Origin of the sequence: Citrobacter sedlakii NBRC 105722, assembly GCF_000759835.1 — a bacterium.
Lineage (GTDB): Bacteria > Pseudomonadota > Gammaproteobacteria > Enterobacterales > Enterobacteriaceae > Citrobacter_A > Citrobacter_A sedlakii.
Genome location: NZ_BBNB01000001.1, coordinates 642,225 through 665,013 on the forward strand (window position 1 = coordinate 642,225; position 22,789 = coordinate 665,013).

The following is a 22,789-nucleotide window of genomic DNA, read 5'->3' on the forward strand; positions in this document are numbered from 1 at the left end:
TTAGCGGGCTTTTTGCTTTATATCTGGTAATCAATCACTACCTCGTCCGGTTCCATCACCTGCCGTTTAATCTCCTCAACCGACAGGCCCGCGTTACATAACTCAATAAATCGCCAGACGTAATTGCGCTGTAACTGCCCGCGTTTCAACCCCAGCCAAACGGTATTGGCGTCGAAGAGATGCCGGGTATCCAGGCGCACCAACGTCCCCTCTTCCCGCTCGCCGCTGGACTGTTCCGCCACGAGACCAATGCCCAGCCCCAGTGCGACGTAGGTTTTAATTACGTCGGAATCCTGCGCGCTAAGCACGATATCCGTCAGCAGCCCCTTACGTGCGAACGCCTCATCAATACGCGAACGCCCGGTAATGCCCTGACGGTAAGTAATCAACGGCCACTGTGCGATGGCCTCAAGCGTGAGCGGAGAGGACTGCGTCAGCGGATGTTCGACAGGCACGAGCAGGCTGTGATACCAGCGAAACCACGGAAATGCGACCAATAGCGGATCGTTACTCAGCCGCTCGCTGGCGATACCAATGTCCGCCTCTCCATTGTGCAGTAAGGTTTCAATTTCCTGTGGCGTGCCCTGAATCAACTCCAGACGAACTTCCGGAAAAATATCGCGGAACGCTTTGATCACGTCTGGCAGACTATAGCGCGCCTGGGTATGGGTTGTGGCGATAGTAAGCACACCGGACGTGTCGTTGGTAAATAGATCCGCCAGACGCCGGACGTTACTGGCTTCATTAAGGATCCGCTCAGCGATCGCTAACAGCGCCTTACCCGGTTCGGTCATGCCTAGAAGACGCTTTCCCCTGCGGATAAAGATTTCGATGCCTAACTCATCCTCCAGTTCCCGAATATGTCGACTGACACCTGACTGCGAGGTATACAGCATATTGGCAACATCGGTCAGGTTGAAATCCCGACGGGCCGCCTCCCGAATAATTTTTAGCTGCTGGAAATTCACGTGTTGCTCCGGAAACATCAGACATTACGCTATTGTTAAAGTCTGACGTCCGGCATAACAAATAATAAAAACCCGCAACTTATTCCGTCAGGGAATAAGGCCTAACTGACCAGTTGCAGCTCGCGATTTGCCAGTGCCGGGCTACTGACCAATGACAGCAGGATCTCTTTCACCGCCTGCGCCTGTGGCGACAAACTGCCTCGTGCCGATATATTCAGCGACAACGACAGATTCATGGACGGCGCTGTGATCCGCGCCATCCAACCATTTGCCGCACCGCATAATGAACGCGCAGCGGATTCCGGCAATACGGTGACCCCCATTCCACTGGCAATCGCGGCGGTCAGGGTGGCGATCGATTCTATCTCTCCGATGACCTTCGCGGTTAAGCGACGCAGTGAAAAAGCCTCATCGACCCGCAAACGCACGGCACTGTAGTCGCGCGGCAGGAACAGATTCATCTGAGCGACGGCGGTGAGGTCGACACTCGGGCCAGGGCAATCTCGGGTGCCGACCAGAAACAGATCTTCTTTCAGCAGTGGCTGGCTGGAAATACCCGCCAGCGGTGAACGCTCATACAATACAGCCATATCAAGATGACCGCTGAGTAACTTATCGTTGAGCACTGCGCCGCTGTTTTCATGTAAATAAACCAGTACTTCAGGCAGTTCCGCGCGTACGGCCTGGAGCAGCGGCATGGTCACCGACGAGGCCGCCGTTCCCGGCGCCAGTCCAATCGACACCTGCCCCGTCAGGGTCTGGCCCACGTTATAGACTGCCAGTTGCGCCTGCTCGCACTGACGCAGGATCGCGCGGGCATGAGTGTAAAGGATCTTCCCCGCTTCGGTCGGGGTTACACCCCGCTTGGTGCGTATCAATAACTGTTGGTTCAGTTCACCCTCCAGCGTGGCGACCTGTTGACTCAAAGCAGGCTGGGCGATGTGCAATACTTCAGCGGCCTGGGTCAGGCTACCAATATCGACAATTTTCACGAAATATTTCAGTCGTCTGAAGTTCATTTTGCCTCCTGTCGGGAATGCCAGAACCTATGCTGGCAGTGATGTCAGGAGAGAACTGCAAGATACTTGCCAGTTTCTTATCAAGGTTTTCGCGCGTCTTAACCTCCCAAAAAATAAGCGCTTATGATTGTTCCGCTTATGGCCCTGTGCCGTCAGCGCTTTTTGATCTGCCCCATTCGGGGTAGCACTGCACCAGAAGAGGGCAAAGATCAACGATCAGAAGTTCGCCGCTTTGCTTGTTTTGTCGACAAACAAACGCACAATTGTATTTCCCCCTTTGACAACATCGGGCACCCTCGTTAATATGCGCCCCGTTCACACGATTCCTCTGTAGTTCAGTCGGTAGAACGGCGGACTGTTAATCCGTATGTCACTGGTTCGAGTCCAGTCAGAGGAGCCAAATTTAAAAAAGCCCGCTTTTAGCGGGCTTTTTGCTTTTCTTCTCGCCATAAAGCCTATATTTTCCTGTTCTTCGCCAAACAAGAATAAAAATCGTTTTCTCTTTCAGCCTGTCGCGGTAGTCTCATAACAGCCACTTATACTTCGGCCGCAATGTGTGTGACCTTGATTCCCATACTAATAATAAAAACAGTACTGACAGGATTACTATGGATTCCACCCTCATCTCCGCTTCCGCGCAGGAGCAAACACCTTCACTTCATCGTGCCCGGCGCGCTGCGCTGGGCAGTTTTGCCGGCGCGGTTGTCGACTGGTATGACTTTCTGCTTTATGGCATCACCGCCGCGCTGGTCTTTAATAGCGAATTTTTCCCTCAGGTCAGTCCGGCGATGGGTACGCTCGCTGCCTTTGCGACCTTTGGCGTCGGGTTCCTGTTCCGCCCGCTTGGTGGGGTGATTTTCGGCCACTTCGGCGATCGTCTGGGGCGCAAACGGATGCTGATGCTCACCGTCTGGATGATGGGGATTGCCACTGCGCTAATCGGTATCCTGCCTTCATTCGCCACTATCGGCTGGTGGGCGCCGGTTATGCTGGTCGTGCTGCGCGCGATTCAGGGCTTTGCCGTGGGAGGCGAATGGGGCGGCGCGGCGTTACTCTCCGTTGAAAGTGCGCCAGAACACAAAAAAGCGTTTTACAGCAGTGGCGTACAAGTGGGATACGGCGTCGGTCTGTTGCTCTCGACGGGGCTGGTGTCGTTAATCAGCTATCTGACCACCGATGAGCAGTTTCTGAGTTGGGGCTGGCGTATTCCCTTCCTGTTCAGCATCGTTCTGGTGCTGGGCGCGCTGTGGGTGCGAAACGGAATGGAAGAATCCGCCGAATTTGAGCAACAAAGAGAACAAGCGCCCGAGGCGAAAAAGCGGCTGCCGGTTCTCGAAGCGCTCGCACAACATCCTGGCGCGTTTTTGAAAATTATCGCTCTGCGCCTGTGTGAGCTTCTGACGATGTATATCGTTACCGCGTTTGCGCTGAACTATTCGACGCAGAATCTCGGTCTGCCACGTGAGCTTTTTTTGAATATCGGCCTGCTGGTCGGTGGATTAAGCTGCCTGACCATCCCTCTGTTCGCCTGGATGGCCGATCGTTTTGGTCGTCGTCGCGTCTATATTACCGGAGCGCTGATAGGGACGCTCAGCGCGTTTCCCTTCTTTATGGCGCTTGAAGCGCAATCTCTGTTCTGGATCGTGTTCTTTTCCATCATGCTTGCCAACATCGCGCATGACATGGTGGTTTGCGTTCAGCAGCCGATGTTTACCGGCATGTTTGGCGCTGGTTATCGCTACAGCGGGGCGGGTGTCGGTTACCAGGTGGCGAGCGTGGTGGGCGGCGGCTTTACGCCTTTCATCGCCGCTGCGCTGGTCACCTTCTTTGGTGGGAGCTGGCACAGTGTCGCCCTCTATTTACTGGCAGGTTGCCTGATTTCAGCCCTCACCGCATTATTTATGAAAGATAAGCAACACGCCTGATCGTATTGCGAGGGCCATTCGGCTCTCGCATCCTCTCAAAAACTCTCACTTTTGTTTCATAAACGCCTGACATACTATCGGGTGAGCAGTACACCTGTAAAACAAGGAGACACAGATGAAGAGTAAGGGCTCCAGCCTGACGCCAGCGCAAGCGTTGGAAAAACTTGACGCGCTATATGAGCAGTCGGTTCAGGCGTTGCGCAGTGCCATTGGCCAGTACATTGAAACCGGGGAGCTTCCCGATATCACCGCCCGCAATAAAGGTCTTTTTGTTTATCCGTCGCTTTCCGTGAGCTGGGACGGTAATGCCACCAACCCGCCAAAAACGCGCGCCTATGGTCGCTTCACTCACGCGGGATGTTACTCAACTACCGTCACTCGCCCGACGCTGTTCCGTCGCTATCTTGAAGAACAGCTTACGCTGCTTTATCAGGATTACGACGCGCATATCACCGTAGAGCCTTCACAGCATGAGATCCCCTACCCCTACGTGATTGACGGATCCGAGCTGACGCTGGACCGTTCCATGAGCGCCGGGTTAACCCGACACTTCCCCACCACTGAGCTGGCGCAGATTGGTGATGAAACGGCAGACGGTATTTATCATCCGGCAGAATTTTCGCCGCTGTCGCATTTTGATGCGCGCCGGGTCGATTTTTCCCTCGCGCGGCTACGCCATTACACGGGTACCCCGGTGGAACATTTTCAGCCGTTTGTCTTGTTCACCAACTACACCCGTTATGTTGATGAGTTTGTCCGATGGGGATGCAGTCAGATCCTCGATCCGGACAGTCCTTATATTGCTCTTTCCTGCGCGGGCGGTATCTGGATTACGGCAGAAACAGAAGCGCCCGAAGAAGCGATTTCGGATCTGGCGTGGAAAAAGCATCAGATGCCCGCCTGGCACCTTATCACCGCCGATGGGCAAGGCATTACGCTGGTGAATATTGGGGTGGGTCCGTCAAACGCCAAGACCATTTGCGATCATCTGGCGGTGCTGCGCCCTGACGTCTGGTTGATGATTGGCCACTGCGGTGGTCTGCGCGAAAGTCAGGCTATAGGCGATTATGTGCTCGCGCATGCTTACCTGCGCGACGATCAGGTGCTGGATGCGGTACTGCCCCCGGATATTCCAATCCCAAGCATCGCGGAAGTCCAGCGCGCGCTGTATGACGCCACGAAGCTGGTCAGCGGTATGCCGGGTGAAGAGGTGAAACAGCGGCTGCGTACCGGTACCGTGGTAACCACCTCCGATCGCAACTGGGAGCTGCGTTATTCTGCCTCGGCGCTGCGATTTAACCTGAGCCGCGCAGTCGCGATTGATATGGAAAGCGCGACCATCGCCGCACAGGGTTATCGCTTCCGGGTGCCGTATGGAACGCTGCTGTGCGTGTCAGATAAACCGCTGCATGGCGAGATCAAACTGCCCGGCCAGGCGAACCGTTTCTATGAGGGCGCGATCTCCGAGCACCTGCAAATCGGCATTCGCGCCATTGACCTGCTGCGCGCGGAAGGCGACCGCCTGCACTCGCGCAAGCTGCGTACCTTCAACGAACCACCGTTCCGTTGATTTTCTTCTGAATCCGAAAAGCAAAAAGCCCGCTAAAAAGCGGGCTTCTTTAAATCTGGCTCCTCTGACTGGACTCGAACCAGTGACATACGGATTAACAGTCCGCCGTTCTACCGACTGAACTACAGAGGAATCGTTGTGGAGGCTTATCTTAACGGCGAAAAATCTTTTGTCAAACCCCATTTCCAACAACAACGTTCAGTTGCCGTTTCTCTCAACAATTTGTTGCAATTACGGCCATTTTCCAGGGAAAAAACTTTGCAGCTTTTTACTTTCTCCCTCATCATTTGAAATGTGGTTTCAACTTTCTTCTCTAAGGTCAATTTTGAACGTCTCCACTGCTCTACGCCAGGCCGTCGCCCGCACGCCCTGGTACGCTAAACGCAAGAGTTATAAGGTGCTTTTTTGGCGAGAAATTACCCCGCTTGCCGTCCCCATTTTTCTTGAAAATACCTGCGTACTGCTCATGGGCGTACTCAGTACGTTCCTCGTTAGCTGGCTGGGTAAAGAAGCCATGGCGGGCGTCGGCCTTGCCGACAGTTTCAATATGGTCATTATGGCGTTTTTCGCGGCTATCGACCTGGGTACGACGGTTGTGGTGGCGTTTAGCCTCGGTAAGCGCGACCGCCGACGCGCCCGGGCAGCAGCCAGACAGTCGCTGGTCATCATGACGCTGTTCGCGGTGATACTGGCGGCGGTGATTCACTATTTTGGCGAGCAGATTATCAATGTCGTCGCCGGAGAGGCGACAACGGAAGTTAAAGCGCTGGCGCTGACGTACCTTGAATTAACCGTCCTCAGCTACCCTGCCGCTGCCATTGCCCTCATTGGCAGCGGCGCGCTACGCGGCGCGGGCAACACAAAAATCCCACTGCTGATTAATGGCGGGATGAACATCCTCAATATCATTATCAGCAGCATCCTTATTTACGGTATTTTTTCATGGCAAGGTCTTGGCTTTGTCGGTGCGGGGCTCGGATTAACGATCTCACGCTATATTGGCGCGGCGGCCATTATCTGGGTGCTGATGATTGGCTTTAATCCTGCGCTACGCATTCCGCTCAAAAGCTATTTCAAACCGCTTAACTTCGCCATTATCTGGGAAGTGATGGGGATTGGCATCCCTGCCAGCATTGAGTCAGTGTTGTTTAACGGCGGCAAACTGCTAACGCAAATGTTTGTTGCTGGCATGGGCACCAGCGTCATCGCGGGTAATTTTATTGCCTTTTCTATTGCCGCGCTGATCAACCTGCCCGGTAACGCGCTGGGGTCAGCATCGACGATTATTACCGGCAGACGTCTGGGAAATGGTCAGATCGCACAGGCGGAAATCCAGTTGCGCCACGTGTTCTGGCTTTCAACTATTGGCTTAACCGCCATCGCCTGGCTGAGCGCCCCGTTTGCTGGACTTATGGCATCATTTTATACCCACGATCAGGACGTCAAAGACGTTGTCGTGGTTCTTATCTGGCTCAACGCGGCGTTTATGCCTATCTGGGCAGCATCGTGGGTGTTACCCTCCGGATTTAAAGGAGCACGCGACGCACGCTTTGCTATGTGGGTATCGATGCTGGGAATGTGGGGCTGTCGCGTTGTGGCGGGCTATACGCTTGGGATCGTATTGGGCTGGGGCGTGGTCGGTGTGTGGATGGGGATGTTTTTTGACTGGGCAGTACGCGCAGCGCTGTTTTACTGGCGTATGGTCAGCGGTCGCTGGCTATGGAAATACCCACGTCCGGAACGCGAAAAGGCGACTAAAACGCCGGTCGCGGCGGAATAAACAGCGAAATGAAGAATATTTCGGCAAACAAACGCAAAAGCGTATTCAGGCTTTGACATTAACATTCAGCGTCGCTAATATGCGCCCCGTTCACACGATTCCTCTGTAGTTCAGTCGGTAGAACGGCGGACTGTTAATCCGTATGTCACTGGTTCGAGTCCAGTCAGAGGAGCCAGATTTAAAAAAGCCCGCTTTTAGCGGGCTTTTTGCTTTTTCCGTTTTCGTCTGTTTAGCTTCAGATACCGACGTGTTCGTGAGTGATCTTCACCGGCATACCTGAGCGGCGTTCAAGCGTCTCGCTGACCCGATGTACATCCACGCCCTCGCCCGCCATAAAGGTGCGCATAACAGGGGTGACAGGCAGCGGAACTTTTTTGTCAGACTCGAATTCCACACGATTACGCGAAAGCGGTTCATGCACCTCAACCCAACGGCTACCATCCGGTTCAGCCGTCATTTTTATCGGCTGATCGATAATTTGTACCCGTGTGCCAACCGGAACATTATCAAACAGATACTTAATATCGTCATTACGTAAGCGAATGCAGCCCTGACTCACGCGCAGACCAATACCGAAATTCGCATTTGTGCCATGAATGGCATACAGCTTACCGATATAGATCGCATACAGCCCCATCGGATTGTCCGGCCCGGCTGGCACGAACGCTGGCAGCGTTTCCCCTCGTTTTGCGTATTCGCGCCGGGTATTCGCCGTCGGCGTCCAGCTCGGCGCTTCCTGCTTACGCTGAACGGTGGTCACCCAATTACGCGGCGTCTCACGTCCCGCCTGACCAATGCCAATCGGAAAGACTTCAACCGTATTGCTGTCCTGCGGATAATAGTACAGCCGCATTTCCGCAACGTTAACCACAATCCCCTGACGCACCGTGGCGGGCAGAATGAGCTGCTGCGGCACCACCAGCGTAGAGCCAGACGTCGGCAGGAAGACGTCAACATCCGGATTCGCTTCCAGCATGTTGCTTAAGCCCTGTCCATACTGAGCGGCAAACGCCTCCAACGGTTGGATATTATTCTCCGGCACCGTTATCGTCAGCGGTGTGCCCACCAGTCTGCTGCCTTCCGGCGGCAACGGATAAGTCACCGCCAGCGCGCTCTGCCCGGCCAGCAGCAGTAATAACGAACAGACGCCTTTCACTCGAGGTCTCATTTCCCTTTCCTCAATCACGACAGATATCGGGAAATTATAGCTTTTATAACTGTATTATCTAATTCCTGGTGATCCCGCACGGCCAGCGCCCCGATACAAAAGTACAGAATCTTTGCGATATGGCTCGCGGGCGGGTTTTGTTGATCGACATAAGAAAGGCCTGACACCACGAGATGTTCAGGCCGGAGAACGTCAATGCTGGCGCAGGGCAGATTATCTGCCGTCGGGTAAAACAATATTGCTGGCAGCTAACTGTCCCATATTGCTGTACATCGCGCAGGCAGCTTCGACAATCGGCATCGCCAGCGCCGCGCCGCTGCCTTCGCCCAGCCGCATTCCCATATTAAGATAAGGTTCCAGCTCCAGATGCCCCAGTGCTATCCGCGCCCCCTTTTCAGCCGAAAAATGCGAAGGGATCAGATAGGGCTTACTCTGTGGGGCGATCTGGCAAACAGCCAGCGCGGCGGAATAGGAAAGGAAGCCGTCCAGCAGCACCGGTAATCCACAGGACGCCGCCCCCAACATCACTCCCGCCATACCGACCAGGTCAAAGCCGCCGACTTTGGCTAATACGTCGATGCCATCTCGCGGATCGGGCTGATTAACGGCAATGGCGCGGCGAACCACCGCCACCTTATTGCCAATGCGCGAAAGCGGCAAATTCGCGCCAATGCCCACCACAGCTTCGGCCTCGCTACCTGTTATCACGCTGACAATCGCCGCGGCAGGCGTGGTGTTTGCCATTCCCAGTTCGCCGACGCCAAATAAGGTCACGCCGTTTTGCGCCAGCTCCCGAGTGTAACGAATCACCTCCAACAACAGTTCCTCTGCCTGGCCGCGACTCATTGCCGGGCCGCTGGCGATGTTGCCGCATCCGCGCGCCACGCGCATATTTACCACGCCGGGGATCGGGTCGGCGTCAATGCCCACGTCAATCACATGTACCTTCGCCCCTGCCTGCGCCGCCAGCACACACACGCCCGTGGTACCCCGCGTCATATTAGCAGCCTGAATAGCGGTCACCGCTTTTGGCGAAACCGCCACCCCTTCGTCCCATACACCATGATCGGCACACATCACCAGCATCGCTTTATCCGCGACGTGCGGTACGCCCTTCAGGCCTGGCATTCCCGCCAGTTGCACAGCGAGGGACTCCAGGCGACCAAGGCTGCCCGGCGGCTTAAGCAGGCCATCGATATGCTGCTGGGCACGCGCCATTGCATCACGGTCTGTCGGCGGAATGTGGTGAAGTAAAGAGGTTAAGGTCTGCATAAGGGTTCTCGTTATGTTGGCTGACTCACAGCAGAGCCAGCAGGAAGACCAGCTCACCCAGTTCGATGGCTGCCCCAAGCGTGTCGCCGGTTTGCCCGCCCAGCGTGCGTTTCAACAGTTGTCCAAGCAGGAAAATAGCTGCGGCAGCCACAATCATTGCCCCAACGCCGTGCATTCCCGGGAGCAGAACAGCGGCAAAAATCACTGACAGGCCGAGAGTGATACAGGTCTGGGTCCCGGTGACGTGGCCGATAAACACATTCCCCAGGCCTTCTTCCCGGGCATAGCGGTGGCGGTACATCAGCAGAACGGCTAAACCTCGTCCCACCGCACAGGCCGCCGCCAGCGCCGCCAGCATCGGCGTGCCCCGTAGCGCCAGCTCACTGACCACCAGCACTTTCGCCAGCAGAACAAAAATCAGCGCCAGCCCGCCGTGGGTGCCGAGGCGGCTGTCACGCATGATCTCCAGCATCCGCTCGCGGCTGCGCGCGGAGAAAACGCCGTCACAGGTATCCGCCAGACCGTCAAGATGAAAGCCGCCGGTCATCAACGCCAGCGCTAACACGCTGAACAGCGCCGCCAACGGAATACCGCACCAATTCTCAAACAGCAAAAACACCGCACCGCTCAGTCCCCCAAGCAACAGGCCAATGACCGGGAAGGTGATAATCCCGCGCGAATAGTGCTCAAACTCCAGCCCTGACGACCAGCGCGCCGGAACCGGTAAACGGGTGATAAAAGAGAGCATCGCCCAGAACAACTTACTCATTTAATTTTGACTCCAATGCCTGATACCACCAGCCAGACTTCATCCGCCGCAGCCGCAAGACGCTGATTAACGCGCCCGGCAATATCCCGAAAATGGCGCGCCAGCCGGTTTTCCGGAACGATCCCCATCCCCACTTCGTTCGTTACCAGCACAACCGTTGCCGGTGAGCGCTGACAGGCGCTAATGAGCGTCTGGATCTCCGCGTCAATCGCCTTTTCCAGCGCGGCATAATCCCAGCCGTCGGGATCGCTGTCGCCGCCACAGGCAAAAAGCAGATTGGTGACCATGGTCGTAATGCACTCCAGCAAAATAGCGTCGTCAGGCGCGTTATCTGCGCCAATCAGCTCATCCAGACGCTGCCAGCGTTCGGCCGTACGCCAGTGCGCTGGACGCCCGTCGCGATGATGCTGAATGCGAGCCGCCATCTCCTCGTCAACGATTTGCGAGGTGGCGATGTACAATACGTGGGGGCATTCGGCGATCAAGGCTTCCGCATGACGGCTTTTCCCGCTGCGCGCGCCGCCGGTGACGAGAATCATACGGGCTCCTGATGGTTTTGCATGATGGTATAGATTTTCTCAATATCGATGTGTTGCCGCATCGCATCCGCCAGCAGATCAAACTGCTGCGATTTATATTGCGCGTACTGAAAGGTGGAATCCAGCGGTTCCAGCCCTTTACGCACACGCAACCCATTAATCAGCGCGCGGGTAAAATCATCGCTGTCAAAAAGGCCGTGCAGGTATGTGCCAAACGCCAGCCCGTCAGCGGTTACTGCGCCATCCGCCACGTGCTCCCCGTTCTTATGCAGTTGCATCACCGGCTGGCTGTCTCCGGTCAGCGTCGTTTCGCCCATATGAATTTCATAACCGCGCACCGGCAGCCCCGCCGCTGCTGACAGCCACCCGGGCAGCGAGGCCGACAGTGTCGCATCCACCTGGGTGGTGGTTTTATGCCAGGCAAAATGGGTCACAGTGCCAAGCAGTCCCAGCCCCGGAAGGGTGCCCAGCCCCGACTCCACCTCGTCAATTATGCTTTCCCCAAGCATCTGGTAACCGCCGCAGATCCCGAAGACCGGTACATTTCTCCGGTGCGCCTGCATCACCGCGTGCGCCATGCCGCTTTCCCGCAACCACACTAAATCGCCGAGCGTATTTTTGCTGCCAGGCAGGATCAGCAAGTCAGCATCAGCCAGTTCCTCCGGCTGACGAACGTAGCGCACTCTGACGTCCGGCTGCGCCGCCAGCGCATTAAAATCGGTAAAATTGGAGATGTGCGGTACCTGAATCACCGCAATGTTGATGTCGCGTCTGTCGGTACGCAGATACTTTCCTTTTTGCAGCGCCACACCGTCCTCATCTTCAAGATCGACATCCAGCCATGGCATCACGCCCAGCACAGGGACGCCGGTCAGGTTTTCGATCTGCTCAATGCCGGAATAAAGTAGCGCCACATCGCCGCGAAATTTATTAATGATCACCCCTTTCACCCGCGCGCGCTCATGTTCGCGCAGCAGCGCCAGCGTGCCAAAGATTGAGGCGAAAACCCCGCCCCGGTCGATATCCGCAACAAGGATCACCGGGCACTTCGCCATCTCCGCCATGCCCATATTGACGATATCCCGGTCACGGAGATTAATTTCCGCCGGACTGCCCGCGCCTTCTAACACCAGGACGTCGAATTCCTGCGCCAGACTGGTATACACCGAGAGGATCTGCTCGCGCAGGCGCGGTTTATAGTCGTGATAGCTTACGGCATCCATGTCAGTCGCCACCTGCCCCATCAACACTATCTGGGCCTTGCGATCGCTGGTCGGTTTTAACAGCACCGGGTTCATCCGTACATCAGGGGAAATGCCAGCAGCTTCCGCCTGGAAAATTTGCGCGCGGCCCATCTCTTTACCGTCCGGCGTGATGCCGGAATTAAGCGCCATATTCTGCGATTTAAACGGCGCGGCGCGCAGACCGTCCTGATAAAAGATGCGGCACAGTCCCGCTACCAGCACGCTTTTACCGACGTCAGACGCCGTCCCCTGCAACATAATCGCCTGCGTCATGACGCCTCCTTGATGGAATGAAAAGTGTGTTGCCGCATGCGGCTAAAAAATTCATCTTCGGTTTTGCACAGCGGCAGCCCCAACTGCGCATGCAGTTTGACCAGCCAGGGCGGGGTTAATCCGGCGAGTTCAATTAACGCGCTTTGGGCAAAAACGTCGCCCGGCGCACCGTACGCCAGCACTTCACCACGGTTAAGCACATAGACGGCATCGCTAACTTCATAAATGAGATCGATATCATGACTGGAAATTACCACGTGATTCCCCTGCGCCACGATACGTTTAATGATGGCGATCATCTGGCGACGACCAGAGGGATCCAGCCCCGCCGTCGGCTCATCCAGCAACAGATATTTCGCGCGCAGCACCAGTGCTCCGGCGATTGCCACGCGCTTCTTCTGCCCGTGGCTTAAACACTGGATCGGCTGCTGGCGAAAATGCCGGGCATCCACCAACGTTAGCGCATCATCAACCCGGCGGGCGATCTCATCTTCCGCGACGCCAAGATTACGCAGGCTGAAGGCGATATCGCTGTCGATATCGGTATAAAAGATTTGTTGATCGGGGTCCTGAAACACTGTCGCCACCTGCTGACGCAGCGCCAGCAGGCCGCGTTTGCTGTAGTCCAGCGGTTTCCCCTGCCAAAGTACCGCCCCCTGCTGCGGCCGCAGCAGGCCGCTCAGGTTCATGAATAACGTCGATTTCCCGCAGCCGTTCGCCCCCACCAGCCCGGTGACAGCGTGTGCTGAAAAATCCAGCGTCAGTCCTTTAAGTACCTGCGTTTCCTGGTAGCGAAACCAGAGATCGGCGGTGGCAAGCATGTGATTCCTTACAGGTGAAAATCACCCTGATACAGTTTGATATCCAGCGTCGCAGTCATTTGCTGATAACGAATCAGCACCCGGGTAAACAGTAACCCCACCAGCATCGCCAGCGAACGGTAGCCTTTTGGCAAACTTTTATAACCAAAACGCAGCGTTTGCGCGCGATGAATCGCCAGCGCTTCGTCTAACAGAATAAAAATGAAGCGCCAGGTCAGAAGGATCTGCTCGGTCAGCAGGCGGGGGACATGCGCCCGCCTGAGTAACGTGATCAACTGGGGAAACGGCAGATTCAGCACCAGCCAGAAGGTAGCGGCCAGCGCAGCCAGGCTGCGCCAGAACGTCTCATTCGCCGTCTGTAAGCCCTGGGCGCTGACCCCGAGCCAGAAGTCGCCAACCGGAAACGCCGCCAGCAACGTCTGCGGATCGCGGCTAATGCTGAGGAGAATGGTAATCACGCCCACCGCTAAAAAACCAAACGGCAGCGCCATCCAGCGACACCAACGGCCAAACGAAATACGCAGCAGCCAGCAGGTTAAACCGGCTATCAGCGCCAGTTCAATACCCTGCCCCCAGGGCGGCAGGGTAAAGGCCAGCACCATCATCAGCAACCAGAACACAAACTTACGCTCCGGGGCTATATGAAGCCAACGGCTTTGGTAGCTTAGTCTGTCAAGCCCGGTCATCACGGCGTTGTCTGCCTTTGGTATAACCAAGAATATAGAAAATCACCGCCGCGCCAAGTGACCCCTGCAACGTAAACAGCAGGCTTTCAATTTCACCGCTGGCCGGCTCGTACAGCGGCTGGAACCACGGCTCGTAGTGCGGCGCGACGACCTGAATCTGGCTTTCCGCTTCGCCATCCGAGCCGCCGTATTCTCCGCCGTGGTTGATAAAAAACGGCAGAATAACGAGGGCAACGACCATCGCCAGCAGTATCAGCGTCTTTTTCATCTTAATGTCCTTGTGCGGTTATGAGTTGCCGTTTCGTCAACTGGTCATAAATCATGACGGTCAACAGCCCTTCAGCGATAGCAATCGGGATTTGCGTCAGGCAGAAAATCCCCATGAATTTAATGACCGATCCGGTTGCCCCCGCCTGCGGATCCGGGAAAGCCACGCCAAGCTGGACCGACGTGACAAAATACGTCACCAGATCCGCCAGCATGGCGCAAAGAAAGACGCAGACATCACGACGCAGCCCGGCGCGACAGGCCATTTTCCACACCAGATAGCCAACAGCCGGGCCAATCACCGCCATCGACATGCCGTTTGCGCCGAGCGTCGTCAGGCCGCCGTGCGCCAGCAGCAGCGCCTGGAACAGCAGCACGATGGCGCCAAGCACGGCTACCACCCCCGGACCAAAGAGGATCACCGCCAGCCCGACGCCGGTAGGATGAGAACAACTGCCCGTCACAGAGGGGATCTTCAGTGCGGACAGCACAAAAATAAACGCGCCGCACAGCGCCAACAGAACCTTCTGATGACTGTCTTCCATCACAATCTGACGCAGGCGCACCAGCCCGTACCACAGACACGGTAAAAACAGCAGCCACCAGGCGAGCGCCCACATCGGCGGTAAAAAGCCTTCCATAATATGCATCGCGAACGCCTGCTCGGGCACGAGCATCAGCAATAGCGCCGCAGCCAGACCACTGAATGACAGCTTTTTCAGCTGTTGTTCACGTTTCATTGTGCATTCTCCCACTGTTTGTTGACCAGAATGGTCGAGAAATAAGGCAACGGCTGGTCGTCGTTAACCTCATTGAGATGTCGCCAACACTGTTCGCCAGGCAGGGTGGCTTCCGACATCATCAGCGCGCACTCCAGCAACCCGGCCTGCTTCAGTAGCGCCTTAATGCGTGCGAAGCGACCATATACCTTCATCAGTACCAGGCTGTCATGCTGATGTAAGGCGCGGAGAATGTCCGCTTCCGGCGCCGTGCACGAAACTACCGCCAGCGACTGCTGCTCCATCGCCAGCGGGGTTTTCGACCGCGCGGCGATGGCGGCGAATGACGTGACGCCGGGAACAATGTCGAGCCAGTCCGGGCAGCCGATGCGCTGGAGTAAAAAGACCCAGGTGCTGAACAGCATAGCGTCGCCAAGGGTAATGAAACCCACCTGTTTTCCGGCGGTCACCGCCTGAACCAGCGCGGCGGCGACGTCGTCCCAGACCGCCTCTTTTTCCGCGCTGTCCGCGCTCATGGGAAAGTGACAACAGCGGATTTCAGTTTTCGCGCCGACATATTCGCGAACAATGGAAAGCGCCAGGCTGTCACCGCCCTTCCGCCCCGCCGGAGCATAGAGGATATCCAGCGACCCCAGAATACGGGCGGCGCGAACGGTAATCAGATCCGCGGCGCCCGGCCCGGTGCTCAGCGCGTAAAGTTTTCCGCTCATGCCGCCGCCTCCATCGCCATGTTCAGCGCCTGCTGCAGATGCGCGACAAACATCGCACGTACCGCCGGATTTTCGCCAAGTCCACTCAGCCACGGTGTCGCCGGGATACCGGCCGCATTGAACAGGGTTTTCCATGAACCCTCTTCGTCAGAAGCCATGTCGTTAATCGCATGGTCCCCCGCCACCAGCATCAGCGGCATGAGATGAACGGCACGGATGCCTTCTTTACGCAGACTGTCGATCAGCACCCCCACTTCCGGATAGCTTTCTACCGCGCCGACACGGGCCGGAAACCCCTGCGCGGTCATCATATGGTCAAGGCAGGCATAGGCGGCAAAGGCATGATGACTGGCGCCGTGGCCCATAAATACCACCTTTTCACCCTCGCCCAGCGTGGGCATCTGCTGCTGCAAGGCGCACATCAACTGCGTGTAGTCGTCATGACTGCTCAGCAGCGGCACCCCCAGCGTCAGACGGGAAAACAGTGGCCGCATCGTCTGCACTTCGCGAACAATTTTCTCGTATTCGTCGCCGTTAATAATGTGCAGCGACTGAATCGCCACGTCCTGATAGCCCTGTTCGGCAAGCTTTTGCAGCGCCTGCAACGGCGTGTCGATGTCGATGCCGTCCCGCTGGCGCAATTTGCGAATAATCATTCCCGAGGTAAACGCGCGAAACAGATCCCGATCGGGACAACTTGCGGCAAGATCGCGTTCGCAGGAGACAATGTTTTTCTCGCAAGTATCGTGATAGCTGGTGCCAAAGCTGACCACCAGAAGCGCTTTTTTCATTGTATGACTCCTTTAGCAGCGGCCAGCCAGCGTGACAGACGCTGAGCAAATGCGGCCTGACTTTCCAGTAATTCTTCTCCCGTCACCAGCGGCGCCGGGCGGGTAATGACGATGCAAGGGATCCCTGCATCCAGACAGGGTTGAACTTTTTCCTGATACCCCCCCTCAGCGCCTGAGGCTTTGGTTATCACGACGTCAGCCTGACACTGGCGGTAAAATGCGGCGTTAAACTCTGCGCTGAATGGACCACAAAGCGCGAATATTTCCCCGACGCCAAAGCCAAGTTCTGCGCATTGCGCTATCACTTCAGGCACCGGCAGTACCCGGGCAAGCAGGGTTTTCTCCGGTAACCCCGTACGCCAGTTCGCCAAATCTTTACTGCCGGTCGTCAGCAAAACGCGCTCGCCCAGCCGTCCTGCCACTTCACAGGCGCCGGCGATACTGTTTACGGTGTAAAGCAGCGGATGCGTTAAGTCACGGAGCTGTTCGGGACGCTGATAGCGACTGAGCAAGACGCCAGCCTGCTCGCAGGCGCGCATGATGTTGCGGCTCACTATTTCGGCATACGGATGAGAAGCGTCTATCACCCAGCGCGTGCCGTTTTCCTTCAGCCAGTTGACCATCTGTTCCTGCTCCAGCCGTCCGCAGCGCACCTGACCTTTGATATCCCCCGCCAACTGTTTCCCGGTCGGTGTCGCCACAGACAGGGTGTACGCCACGTTGGCGGCATCCAGTTGCTGGCAGATCGCCCGGGCGTCACTGGTTCCCCCTACCACCAGCACCTCGCCGCCACTCACAGTGCGTAGCCCCTTGGCGTGATCATCAGCCCCTCCCGCACATAGGTGGCTTTGTTGCCCACAATCACCAGGCTGGTCATGTCCACCGGCGTAAAATCCATTTCACCGAGCGTGGTCAACCATTTCTCCTGTTTTTTGCGGCCCGCTGACTTCACGACCCCGACCGGCGTTTGCGCGCTTTTGCTGGCGGAAAGCAGTTCAAACGCCCGCGCCAGATGCCCCTCACGGCCCCGGCTGCGTGGGTTATAGAAGCAAATAACAAAGTCAGCTTCCCCGGCGGCGACGATGCGCTTTTCAATCACCTCCCACGGCGTAAGCAAGTCGCTCAGACTGATGTGGCAGAAATCATGCATCAGCGGCGCGCCAAGCAGCGAAGCAGCGGCAATGCTGGCGGTCATCCCGGGGATCAGACGCACCTCTACGTCCAGTTGCTGCTTGCTGACCAGTTCCAACACCAGTCCCGCCATGCCATAAATGCCCGCGTCGCCGCTACTGATCAGCGCCACATTATGTCCGGCCTGCGCCAGCTCAATCGCCGCCTGGCAGCGTTCAATCTCCTTGCACATTCCGGTTTTGATGACCTGCTTGTCGCCGGTAAAAGCTTTCACCAGATGGGTGTAGGTTTTGTAGCCGACGACGATCTCCGCCGCCTGCAACGCCTCCACCGCTTCCATGGTCATCATGGCTTGTGAGCCAGGGCCGATTCCAATTACGCTTAACATCAGTGTGAAACTCCTAAAGTAATAGTGACGCCCTGTTCCCGCAGGGTTTCGCCTAATAACTGCCCATGACTCAGTAGCCAGGCTGCCGGCCCCGACACACTTCCGACGCCTACCGTCTGGCGAACAAACGACGATGCCGGAAAGCGGTGCTCATGTTCACGCAACACGTCAGCGCTAAAGGTTTCAAACGGCACGCGCCAGCATGACGCGAGCTGAATCAATCCTTCTTCATCTTTTTTTAGCGACACGCTGCCAATGGCTTTCAGGGCGAGCGGGTCAAAACGCTGCGCGGCGAGCTGACGCGCCAGCAGCGCCGCCAGCAGCGGAAACGGCGTATCCCGACGACAGCCGATTCCGGCCACCACACGCTGCGGCACCAGTTTCCAGTGACGCACTGGAATATCAGGCAGTTCGTCACGCAAGGTGATACACACCAGCGCATCCAGCTCGGGTAACTGCCTGAGATCGGTCACGGTGATAAATCCGCGGCGGTCGCAGTGGCGCACGTCTTCGTCCAGTTCGGTATCCCACCACAAACCGACCCGCTGATTGCTCACCAGCATCTGGTTGACCACTTTGACCGCCGCGCGGAAATCATTCATGCGCGCGTTAAGCTGAAAAGCGAGGGTATCCAGCGCCGCCATGTCATTAACGTCGGTCGCCGTGGTAATCACCGGATCCGCGCCCAGCATCCCCGCCAGATAGCGGGTCAGCGCATTTGCTCCGCCCGCATGGCCGGAAAGAAGGCTGATAACGTGCTGGCCGCGTTCGTCAATAACCACCACCGCCGGATCGCTGAACTTGTCGTTCACAAGCGGCGCCAGTACGCGAACCGCAATGCCGGTCGCGCCAATAAAAATCAGCGCTGAATAATGACTAAACGCGTCACGCGCCGCCTGGGCGAAACCGCCGTCAAAAGGCAAAAAACCGTCCTCAAGCAGCTTCTCGCTGGTAAAACAGGTCAGCGGCAGCATCGCCGCCAGCCGTTTCGCCAGTTGCACCCCGCCGGGCGTCAGGCAAAACAGGGCAATGGATTCAGGCTTTACGGTATTCATGGCTAAAGTCCGCCGCATACAGTTTTGAGTAGTGGTACTCCTCACCCAGGAAATCCCCGACCAGAATCAGCGCCGTTTTGCGGATCCCGGCGTCACGCACGCGGTCTGCGATGTCCGCTAAGGTGCCGCGCACGGTCTGACTTTCCGGCCAGGTGGCTTTGTAGATCACCGCCACAGGGGTGGTCGCCGTGTAGCCGCCGTCAATTAGCCGTTCCGCCACCCGATGAATGCGCTGTACCGAAAGATAAATCGCCATTGAGGTACGGTGGCTGGCGAAGGACTCAAGCTGCTCCCGCTCCGGCACTGGCGTACGTCCTTCAAGCCGGGTGATGATCAGACTCTGGGACACCTCCGGCACGGTGTACTCAACGCCCAGTTCCGCCGCCGCGCCAAGAAACGCGCTGACGCCCGGCACCACTTGCCAGGGAATATCGCGTTTGGTCAGTTCCTCACCCTGCTCACGCACCGAGCCATATAACGAAACGTCCCCGGTTTGCAGACGTACCACCGTTTTCCCGGCCTTCACGCCCGCTTCCATGAGATCGAGGATCTGCTCAAGGTGCAACGCCGCGCTGTCATGGCACTCGGCTCCCTCAGGACAATACTCAAGCAGTTCGGTGTTGATCAGCGAACCGGCATAAATCACCACCTGCGCCTGTTGCAGTAAGCGGTAGCCCTTGAGAGTAATCAGCTCGCGGTCGCCCGGACCGGCACCAACGAACCACACACAGCGGGGATCAAATGTCTCAGACATAGCGTTCTTCCTTCTGACAGGCGATGACAAACACAGGGTTGTTCGGTTTGAAAAAATGGCCGCTGCCGAGCGCGGTCAAGGACGACACTTGCAGTTGCAGGCAGTCAACGTCGTGTATGTCCAACTGCTGCAAATGCGCCAGCGCGGCGTTGAGGTTTTCCTGCAAGATGAAGGTCATTACCAGACGTCCGCGCGGGTGCAACTGACGCAGCGACCAGTCAATAAGCCCGGTCAAATGGCCGCCGCTGCCGCCCATAAACACCGCGTCGGCTTTTTCGGTCAACATCATGGGGGCTTCCCCCGGCAGGATATCGATATTCGGACAGGCAAAATGTTGACGATTCTCGTCCAACAGCCGTAGCGCCGCCGGGTTACGTTCGATGGCCGTCACGTGCAAAGAGGGATAGCGTAACGCCGCCTCTATAGAGACGCTGCCCGTTCCCGCGCCAATATCAATCAGGTGACTGGCCCGGTGTAGCTCCAGTTTTGCCAGCGCAATCGCCCGTACCGCCTCTTTGGTCATCGGCACGTTTCCGCCGCGCAGAAAAAGCTCATCTTTCATCTAAGATCACCACCGCATTCATCTCGTAGTCGGCCTGCACCTCACTGGCGCGCAGCCAGTGGATCCGTTCATTGTCCATCGCCAGGTTCTCGCCAATCACCATCCAGCTATCGCCTTTGCCGCGCGCCACCAGCTGCGCGGCGATATCCCGCGGCCCGCACTGCGCGTCGGTGACCATCGCCACTTTGCGATGCGCCGCCAGCGTATCGAAGCAGACGCTGCGCCCGTGGCTGCTGGTTAACCACATGTCGTTCATGTCGATACCTGATCGGGCGCAGAGATACTGCACGGCGCTGATCCCGGGAATAATGCGTACCCGCTCAATGCCAAAGTGCGCGACCAGCCGCGTACCGATGCCATAAAACAACGGATCGCCAGAGGCGAGGACCACCACATTTTTATCCTGCTGCGTCTCAATCCATGCCAGCAGCGCCGGAATATTGGCGCCGAGCGTAAACTTTGCCCCCTGAAACGCCGGAAACTGCTGCAAATGACGTTTACCCCCCACCAGCACGTCGGCATTCGCCACCGCGTCCCGCGCGGCAGGCGTCATCAGATGCAAGCCCGCAGGCCCCATTCCTGCCACCGTTAACATTGCAACTCCTGAGCTATCGCCCCGAGAGGACGGTTGCTTCCCAGTACCTGGTTATCGAACGAGAACATAATGGCGTCGCAGGTCGGCGGGGTTTTGGTAAAGCGCAGCATCTGCCTCACGCGCAGGCAGATGCGTTCCGCAAGATGGTCATAAATGCGCTGATAGCCATACGCGTCGATATGTTCCATCGCCGCCTCGGTAGTGTCGCAGTCGCTGACCTCTCTCAACAGCGCCAGCGGTGCGCCGAGCAGCGCAAGGTGCGCCACCAGCGTTTCCATTCGCGCATCGGCAATATGGCTATGGGTATGGAAGATCCCGGCGGCGATTTTGATTAGCTTCCCCGGATGACCGACCAGAACGATGTGGCGGAAACCGAGCCGCACCGCTTCTTCAATCATGTAACCGACGAAGTTACTCATGGTGACCACCACTTTGCTGTCAATCCCCATTTGCTCGCGCACGAAGCGCTCGCCATGATTGCCCGGCACCAGCACCACCCGTTCAAGCCCCTCGGCGCGCTTAATCTCCAGCTCCAGCGACAGGGATCGTTTCCAGCTTTCCTCCGACATTGGCGTCACGATGCCGGTGGTGCCGATAATGGAAATGCCGCCAACGATCCCCAACCGCGAGTTGTAGGTTTTTTGCGCCCGCACTTCGCCTTCCGGCGCGAATATTTCAATTTCCGCCCCGCGCGCCGGGCCTATCGCCTCTCGCACCGCCGATTCAATGGTATGACGTGGCGTGCGGTTAATAGCGGCGCTGCCAATCGGCAGACCAATACCTTTACGCGTAACTGTGCCAACCCCCTCCCCGCCCAGCAGCGTTATTTCACCGCTGTCGTTCAGCGTCACGCGGGCGAAAATCAACATGCCGTGTGTAGCGTCGACATCATCCCCGCCGTCTTTGCGGATCGCGGCAATCGCCTGCAGGCCTTCAATGTGCGGTGATTCCACATTGAGGCACAGCGTGACGCCGGACGGCGTGACGATGGAAATCTGATGGATCAAATGCTGGCGCAGCACCATCAGCGCCGCGACTTTTGCCGCCGCCGTGGCGCACGAACCGGTGGTATAGCCTTTTCGCAGCGCTTTACCGTTGTGCCAGACGGGAGCATCAAACGTCTGATCGCTCATCGCGCCCCCTCAAGGTGATAAAGGATGGCGTTGATAATTGCCGCTGCGACGTTGCTGCCGCCTTTACGTCCGAGGGCGGCAATAGCGGGTAATGGGCTGCGCGTCAGCGCCTCTTTTGATTCCGCCGCTCCGACGAATCCGACCGGTACGCCGACCACCCCATTCACCGCCGCATCATGTTCAAGCAGACGAAATAATGCGGTGGGGGCATTGCCGAAAACAAACACTTTCTCGCTCTCTTCCGTCACGGCAATATCCACGGCCGCCATTGAGCGAGTGATCCCCTGTGCTTTCGCCTGCGCCACCACCCGCGGATCGCTGATGTAGCAACGGCACTCACCGCCGAATTTCGCCAGTAGCGTTTTGTTGATCCCCGACAGCGCCATCGTGGTATCGGTGTAGATCACTGACGGACGACGCAGCGCCGCACAAAGTCGGGAGAGTGCATCATCGGAAAACCAGAGAATATCGAGCCAGTCAAAATCGGCGGTGGTGTGGATGACACGCTTGATAATGGCCTCATGCAGTGGGCTGGCGAAGCGGTATTCCGGGCGCGTTTCATGGATGATCTCACCAATGATGTCGAAGCTTTTGGCCTCTATCGCCATCGGTTGCTGGATGTAATGCAT

The 22,789-nt window shown here is 56.9% G+C and carries 25 protein-coding genes and 3 tRNA genes; 6 read left to right on the plus strand and 22 right to left on the minus strand.

Annotation, left to right across the window (positions count from 1 at the left end):
- Positions 1-17: 17 nt before the first annotated feature.
- Together cbl and nac are read right to left on the minus strand one after the other, a co-directional pair.
- Positions 18-968 (minus strand): HTH-type transcriptional regulator Cbl, encoded by a 951-nt coding sequence (gene cbl, locus CSE01S_RS03155; RefSeq protein ID WP_042284098.1) that lies wholly within the window; start codon positions 966-968, stop codon positions 18-20.
- Between the two features lie 101 nt (positions 969-1,069).
- Entirely contained in the window at positions 1,070-1,987 is a 918-nt protein-coding gene (gene nac, locus CSE01S_RS03160) for a nitrogen assimilation transcriptional regulator NAC (protein WP_042284100.1), read from the minus strand.
- Between the two features lie 324 nt (positions 1,988-2,311).
- On the opposite strand from nac, the gene CSE01S_RS03165 reads away from it, so the two are divergent.
- The 3 genes from CSE01S_RS03165 to CSE01S_RS03175 all read left to right on the plus strand — a co-directional run bounded on the left by CSE01S_RS03165 (position 2,312) and on the right by CSE01S_RS03175 (position 5,482).
- Positions 2,312-2,387 (plus strand) — tRNA-Asn (locus tag CSE01S_RS03165).
- Between the two features lie 208 nt (positions 2,388-2,595).
- On the plus strand, positions 2,596-3,912 hold the full coding sequence (gene shiA, locus CSE01S_RS03170) for a shikimate transporter (RefSeq protein WP_042284103.1): 1,317 nt from the start codon (positions 2,596-2,598) through the stop codon (positions 3,910-3,912).
- 115 nt (positions 3,913-4,027) lie between these two features.
- On the plus strand, positions 4,028-5,482 hold the full coding sequence (locus CSE01S_RS03175; RefSeq protein WP_042284105.1) for an AMP nucleosidase: 1,455 nt from the start codon (positions 4,028-4,030) through the stop codon (positions 5,480-5,482).
- 56 nt (positions 5,483-5,538) lie between these two features.
- Here CSE01S_RS03175 and CSE01S_RS03180 read toward each other — a convergent pair.
- Positions 5,539-5,614 (minus strand) — tRNA-Asn (locus CSE01S_RS03180).
- A gap of 6 nt (positions 5,615-5,620) precedes the next feature.
- Here CSE01S_RS03180 and CSE01S_RS23490 point away from each other — a divergent pair.
- The 3 genes from CSE01S_RS23490 (at position 5,621) to CSE01S_RS03190 (ending at position 7,437) form a co-directional block, all read left to right on the plus strand.
- On the plus strand, positions 5,621-5,773 hold the full coding sequence (locus tag CSE01S_RS23490; RefSeq protein WP_350397303.1) for a DUF5951 family protein: 153 nt from the start codon (positions 5,621-5,623) through the stop codon (positions 5,771-5,773).
- Between the two features lies 1 nt (position 5,774).
- Positions 5,775-7,262: an EmmdR/YeeO family multidrug/toxin efflux MATE transporter gene (locus tag CSE01S_RS03185; protein WP_042284106.1), complete on the plus strand. Its 1,488-nt coding sequence runs from the start codon at positions 5,775-5,777 to the stop codon at positions 7,260-7,262.
- A 99-nt stretch (positions 7,263-7,361) separates the two neighbouring features.
- Positions 7,362-7,437, plus strand: a tRNA-Asn gene (locus CSE01S_RS03190).
- 60 nt (positions 7,438-7,497) lie between these two features.
- On the opposite strand, the gene ldtA is transcribed toward CSE01S_RS03190, so the two are convergent.
- The 19 genes from ldtA to CSE01S_RS03285 form a co-directional block, all read right to left on the minus strand.
- Positions 7,498-8,430, minus strand: a complete 933-nt coding sequence (ldtA, locus tag CSE01S_RS03195; protein WP_042284107.1) for a L,D-transpeptidase — start codon at positions 8,428-8,430, stop codon at positions 7,498-7,500.
- Between the two features lie 213 nt (positions 8,431-8,643).
- On the minus strand, positions 8,644-9,702 hold the full coding sequence (gene cobT / locus CSE01S_RS03200; RefSeq protein ID WP_042284109.1) for a nicotinate-nucleotide--dimethylbenzimidazole phosphoribosyltransferase: 1,059 nt from the start codon (positions 9,700-9,702) through the stop codon (positions 8,644-8,646).
- Positions 9,703-9,727: 25 nt separating this feature from the next.
- Positions 9,728-10,471, minus strand: coding sequence for an adenosylcobinamide-GDP ribazoletransferase (gene cobS, locus CSE01S_RS03205; protein ID WP_042284111.1), 744 nt, complete (start codon positions 10,469-10,471; stop codon positions 9,728-9,730).
- Positions 10,468-11,010 (minus strand): bifunctional adenosylcobinamide kinase/adenosylcobinamide-phosphate guanylyltransferase, encoded by a 543-nt coding sequence (cobU, locus tag CSE01S_RS03210; RefSeq protein ID WP_042284113.1) that lies wholly within the window; start codon positions 11,008-11,010, stop codon positions 10,468-10,470. The genes cobS and cobU overlap by 4 nt, the downstream gene beginning before the upstream one ends.
- On the minus strand, positions 11,007-12,527 hold the full coding sequence (locus tag CSE01S_RS03215; RefSeq protein WP_042284115.1) for a cobyric acid synthase: 1,521 nt from the start codon (positions 12,525-12,527) through the stop codon (positions 11,007-11,009). The genes cobU and CSE01S_RS03215 overlap by 4 nt, the downstream gene beginning before the upstream one ends.
- Entirely contained in the window at positions 12,524-13,348 is an 825-nt protein-coding gene (locus tag CSE01S_RS03220) for an energy-coupling factor ABC transporter ATP-binding protein (RefSeq protein ID WP_042284117.1), read from the minus strand. The genes CSE01S_RS03215 and CSE01S_RS03220 overlap by 4 nt, the downstream gene beginning before the upstream one ends.
- A gap of 8 nt (positions 13,349-13,356) precedes the next feature.
- Positions 13,357-14,034, minus strand: a complete 678-nt coding sequence (locus tag CSE01S_RS03225) for an energy-coupling factor ABC transporter transmembrane protein (protein ID WP_042284119.1) — start codon at positions 14,032-14,034, stop codon at positions 13,357-13,359.
- Complete coding sequence (locus CSE01S_RS03230; RefSeq protein ID WP_042284121.1) at positions 14,021-14,302, minus strand: energy-coupling factor ABC transporter substrate-binding protein; 282 nt, start codon at positions 14,300-14,302, stop codon at positions 14,021-14,023. Before CSE01S_RS03230 ends, CSE01S_RS03225 begins: the two co-directional genes overlap by 14 nt.
- A 1-nt stretch (position 14,303) precedes the next feature.
- Complete coding sequence (gene cbiM / locus CSE01S_RS03235) at positions 14,304-15,041, minus strand: cobalt ECF transporter S component CbiM (protein WP_042284122.1); 738 nt, start codon at positions 15,039-15,041, stop codon at positions 14,304-14,306.
- Complete coding sequence (locus tag CSE01S_RS03240) at positions 15,038-15,751, minus strand: cobalt-factor II C(20)-methyltransferase (RefSeq protein WP_042284124.1); 714 nt, start codon at positions 15,749-15,751, stop codon at positions 15,038-15,040. The genes cbiM and CSE01S_RS03240 overlap by 4 nt, the downstream gene beginning before the upstream one ends.
- On the minus strand, positions 15,748-16,542 hold the full coding sequence (cbiK, locus tag CSE01S_RS03245) for a sirohydrochlorin cobaltochelatase (protein ID WP_042284127.1): 795 nt from the start codon (positions 16,540-16,542) through the stop codon (positions 15,748-15,750). The genes CSE01S_RS03240 and cbiK overlap by 4 nt, the downstream gene beginning before the upstream one ends.
- Positions 16,539-17,339 (minus strand): cobalt-precorrin-6A reductase, encoded by an 801-nt coding sequence (locus CSE01S_RS03250; RefSeq protein WP_042284129.1) that lies wholly within the window; start codon positions 17,337-17,339, stop codon positions 16,539-16,541. Before CSE01S_RS03250 ends, cbiK begins: the two co-directional genes overlap by 4 nt.
- Complete coding sequence (locus CSE01S_RS03255; protein WP_042284130.1) at positions 17,336-18,061, minus strand: precorrin-3B C(17)-methyltransferase; 726 nt, start codon at positions 18,059-18,061, stop codon at positions 17,336-17,338. Before CSE01S_RS03255 ends, CSE01S_RS03250 begins: the two co-directional genes overlap by 4 nt.
- Positions 18,061-19,116 carry a cobalt-precorrin 5A hydrolase gene (gene cbiG, locus CSE01S_RS03260; protein ID WP_042284132.1) on the minus strand — a complete coding sequence of 352 codons (1,056 nt, stop codon included), beginning with the start codon at positions 19,114-19,116 and terminating at the stop codon, positions 18,061-18,063. The genes CSE01S_RS03255 and cbiG overlap by 1 nt, the downstream gene beginning before the upstream one ends.
- Positions 19,097-19,870 carry a cobalt-precorrin-4 methyltransferase gene (locus CSE01S_RS03265; protein WP_042284135.1) on the minus strand — a complete coding sequence of 258 codons (774 nt, stop codon included), beginning with the start codon at positions 19,868-19,870 and terminating at the stop codon, positions 19,097-19,099. The genes cbiG and CSE01S_RS03265 overlap by 20 nt, the downstream gene beginning before the upstream one ends.
- A complete protein-coding gene (locus tag CSE01S_RS03270) occupies positions 19,863-20,432 on the minus strand; it encodes a decarboxylating cobalt-precorrin-6B (C(15))-methyltransferase (RefSeq protein ID WP_042284138.1) in 570 nt (189 codons plus the stop codon). Before CSE01S_RS03270 ends, CSE01S_RS03265 begins: the two co-directional genes overlap by 8 nt.
- The gene (locus CSE01S_RS03275; protein ID WP_042284141.1) at positions 20,422-21,027 is read right to left on the minus strand and encodes a cobalt-precorrin-7 (C(5))-methyltransferase; all 606 of its coding nucleotides are present in this window, start codon (positions 21,025-21,027) and stop codon (positions 20,422-20,424) included. The genes CSE01S_RS03270 and CSE01S_RS03275 overlap by 11 nt, the downstream gene beginning before the upstream one ends.
- Entirely contained in the window at positions 21,021-22,160 is a 1,140-nt protein-coding gene (cbiD, locus tag CSE01S_RS03280; RefSeq protein ID WP_042284143.1) for a cobalt-precorrin-5B (C(1))-methyltransferase CbiD, read from the minus strand. The genes CSE01S_RS03275 and cbiD overlap by 7 nt, the downstream gene beginning before the upstream one ends.
- Positions 22,157-22,789, minus strand: coding sequence for a cobalt-precorrin-8 methylmutase (locus tag CSE01S_RS03285; protein ID WP_042284148.1), 633 nt, complete (start codon positions 22,787-22,789; stop codon positions 22,157-22,159). Before CSE01S_RS03285 ends, cbiD begins: the two co-directional genes overlap by 4 nt.

Excerpts from the sequence above, each read along its gene's own strand:
- CSE01S_RS03230 (WP_042284121.1), bottom strand. The coding sequence starts at position 14,302 with ATGAAAAAGACGCTGATACTGCTGGCGATGGTCGTTGCCCTCGTTATT.
- cbiK (WP_042284127.1), bottom strand. The coding sequence starts at position 16,542 with ATGAAAAAAGCGCTTCTGGTGGTCAGCTTTGGCACCAGCTATCACGAT.
- shiA (WP_042284103.1), top strand. The coding sequence starts at position 2,596 with ATGGATTCCACCCTCATCTCCGCTTCCGCGCAGGAGCAAACACCTTCA.
- cbiD (WP_042284143.1), bottom strand. The coding sequence starts at position 22,160 with ATGAGCGATCAGACGTTTGATGCTCCCGTCTGGCACAACGGTAAAGCG.
- cobU (WP_042284113.1), bottom strand. The coding sequence starts at position 11,010 with ATGATTCTCGTCACCGGCGGCGCGCGCAGCGGGAAAAGCCGTCATGCG.
- cbiG (WP_042284132.1), bottom strand. The coding sequence starts at position 19,116 with ATGAATACCGTAAAGCCTGAATCCATTGCCCTGTTTTGCCTGACGCCC.
- CSE01S_RS03265 (WP_042284135.1), bottom strand. The coding sequence starts at position 19,870 with ATGTCTGAGACATTTGATCCCCGCTGTGTGTGGTTCGTTGGTGCCGGT.
- CSE01S_RS03285 (WP_042284148.1), bottom strand. The coding sequence starts at position 22,789 with ATGCATTACATCCAGCAACCGATGGCGATAGAGGCCAAAAGCTTCGAC.
- cobT (WP_042284109.1), bottom strand. The coding sequence starts at position 9,702 with ATGCAGACCTTAACCTCTTTACTTCACCACATTCCGCCGACAGACCGT.
- CSE01S_RS03270 (WP_042284138.1), bottom strand. The coding sequence starts at position 20,432 with ATGAAAGATGAGCTTTTTCTGCGCGGCGGAAACGTGCCGATGACCAAA.
- CSE01S_RS03275 (WP_042284141.1), bottom strand. The coding sequence starts at position 21,027 with ATGTTAACGGTGGCAGGAATGGGGCCTGCGGGCTTGCATCTGATGACG.
- CSE01S_RS03255 (WP_042284130.1), bottom strand. The coding sequence starts at position 18,061 with ATGTTAAGCGTAATTGGAATCGGCCCTGGCTCACAAGCCATGATGACC.
- CSE01S_RS03215 (WP_042284115.1), bottom strand. The coding sequence starts at position 12,527 with ATGACGCAGGCGATTATGTTGCAGGGGACGGCGTCTGACGTCGGTAAA.
- CSE01S_RS03175 (WP_042284105.1), top strand. The coding sequence starts at position 4,028 with ATGAAGAGTAAGGGCTCCAGCCTGACGCCAGCGCAAGCGTTGGAAAAA.
- cbiM (WP_042284122.1), bottom strand. The coding sequence starts at position 15,041 with ATGAAACGTGAACAACAGCTGAAAAAGCTGTCATTCAGTGGTCTGGCT.
- CSE01S_RS03225 (WP_042284119.1), bottom strand. The coding sequence starts at position 14,034 with ATGACCGGGCTTGACAGACTAAGCTACCAAAGCCGTTGGCTTCATATA.
- ldtA (WP_042284107.1), bottom strand. The coding sequence starts at position 8,430 with ATGAGACCTCGAGTGAAAGGCGTCTGTTCGTTATTACTGCTGCTGGCC.
- cobS (WP_042284111.1), bottom strand. The coding sequence starts at position 10,471 with ATGAGTAAGTTGTTCTGGGCGATGCTCTCTTTTATCACCCGTTTACCG.
- CSE01S_RS03185 (WP_042284106.1), top strand. The coding sequence starts at position 5,775 with ATGTGGTTTCAACTTTCTTCTCTAAGGTCAATTTTGAACGTCTCCACT.
- CSE01S_RS03220 (WP_042284117.1), bottom strand. The coding sequence starts at position 13,348 with ATGCTTGCCACCGCCGATCTCTGGTTTCGCTACCAGGAAACGCAGGTA.
- CSE01S_RS03240 (WP_042284124.1), bottom strand. The coding sequence starts at position 15,751 with ATGAGCGGAAAACTTTACGCGCTGAGCACCGGGCCGGGCGCCGCGGAT.
- nac (WP_042284100.1), bottom strand. The coding sequence starts at position 1,987 with ATGAACTTCAGACGACTGAAATATTTCGTGAAAATTGTCGATATTGGT.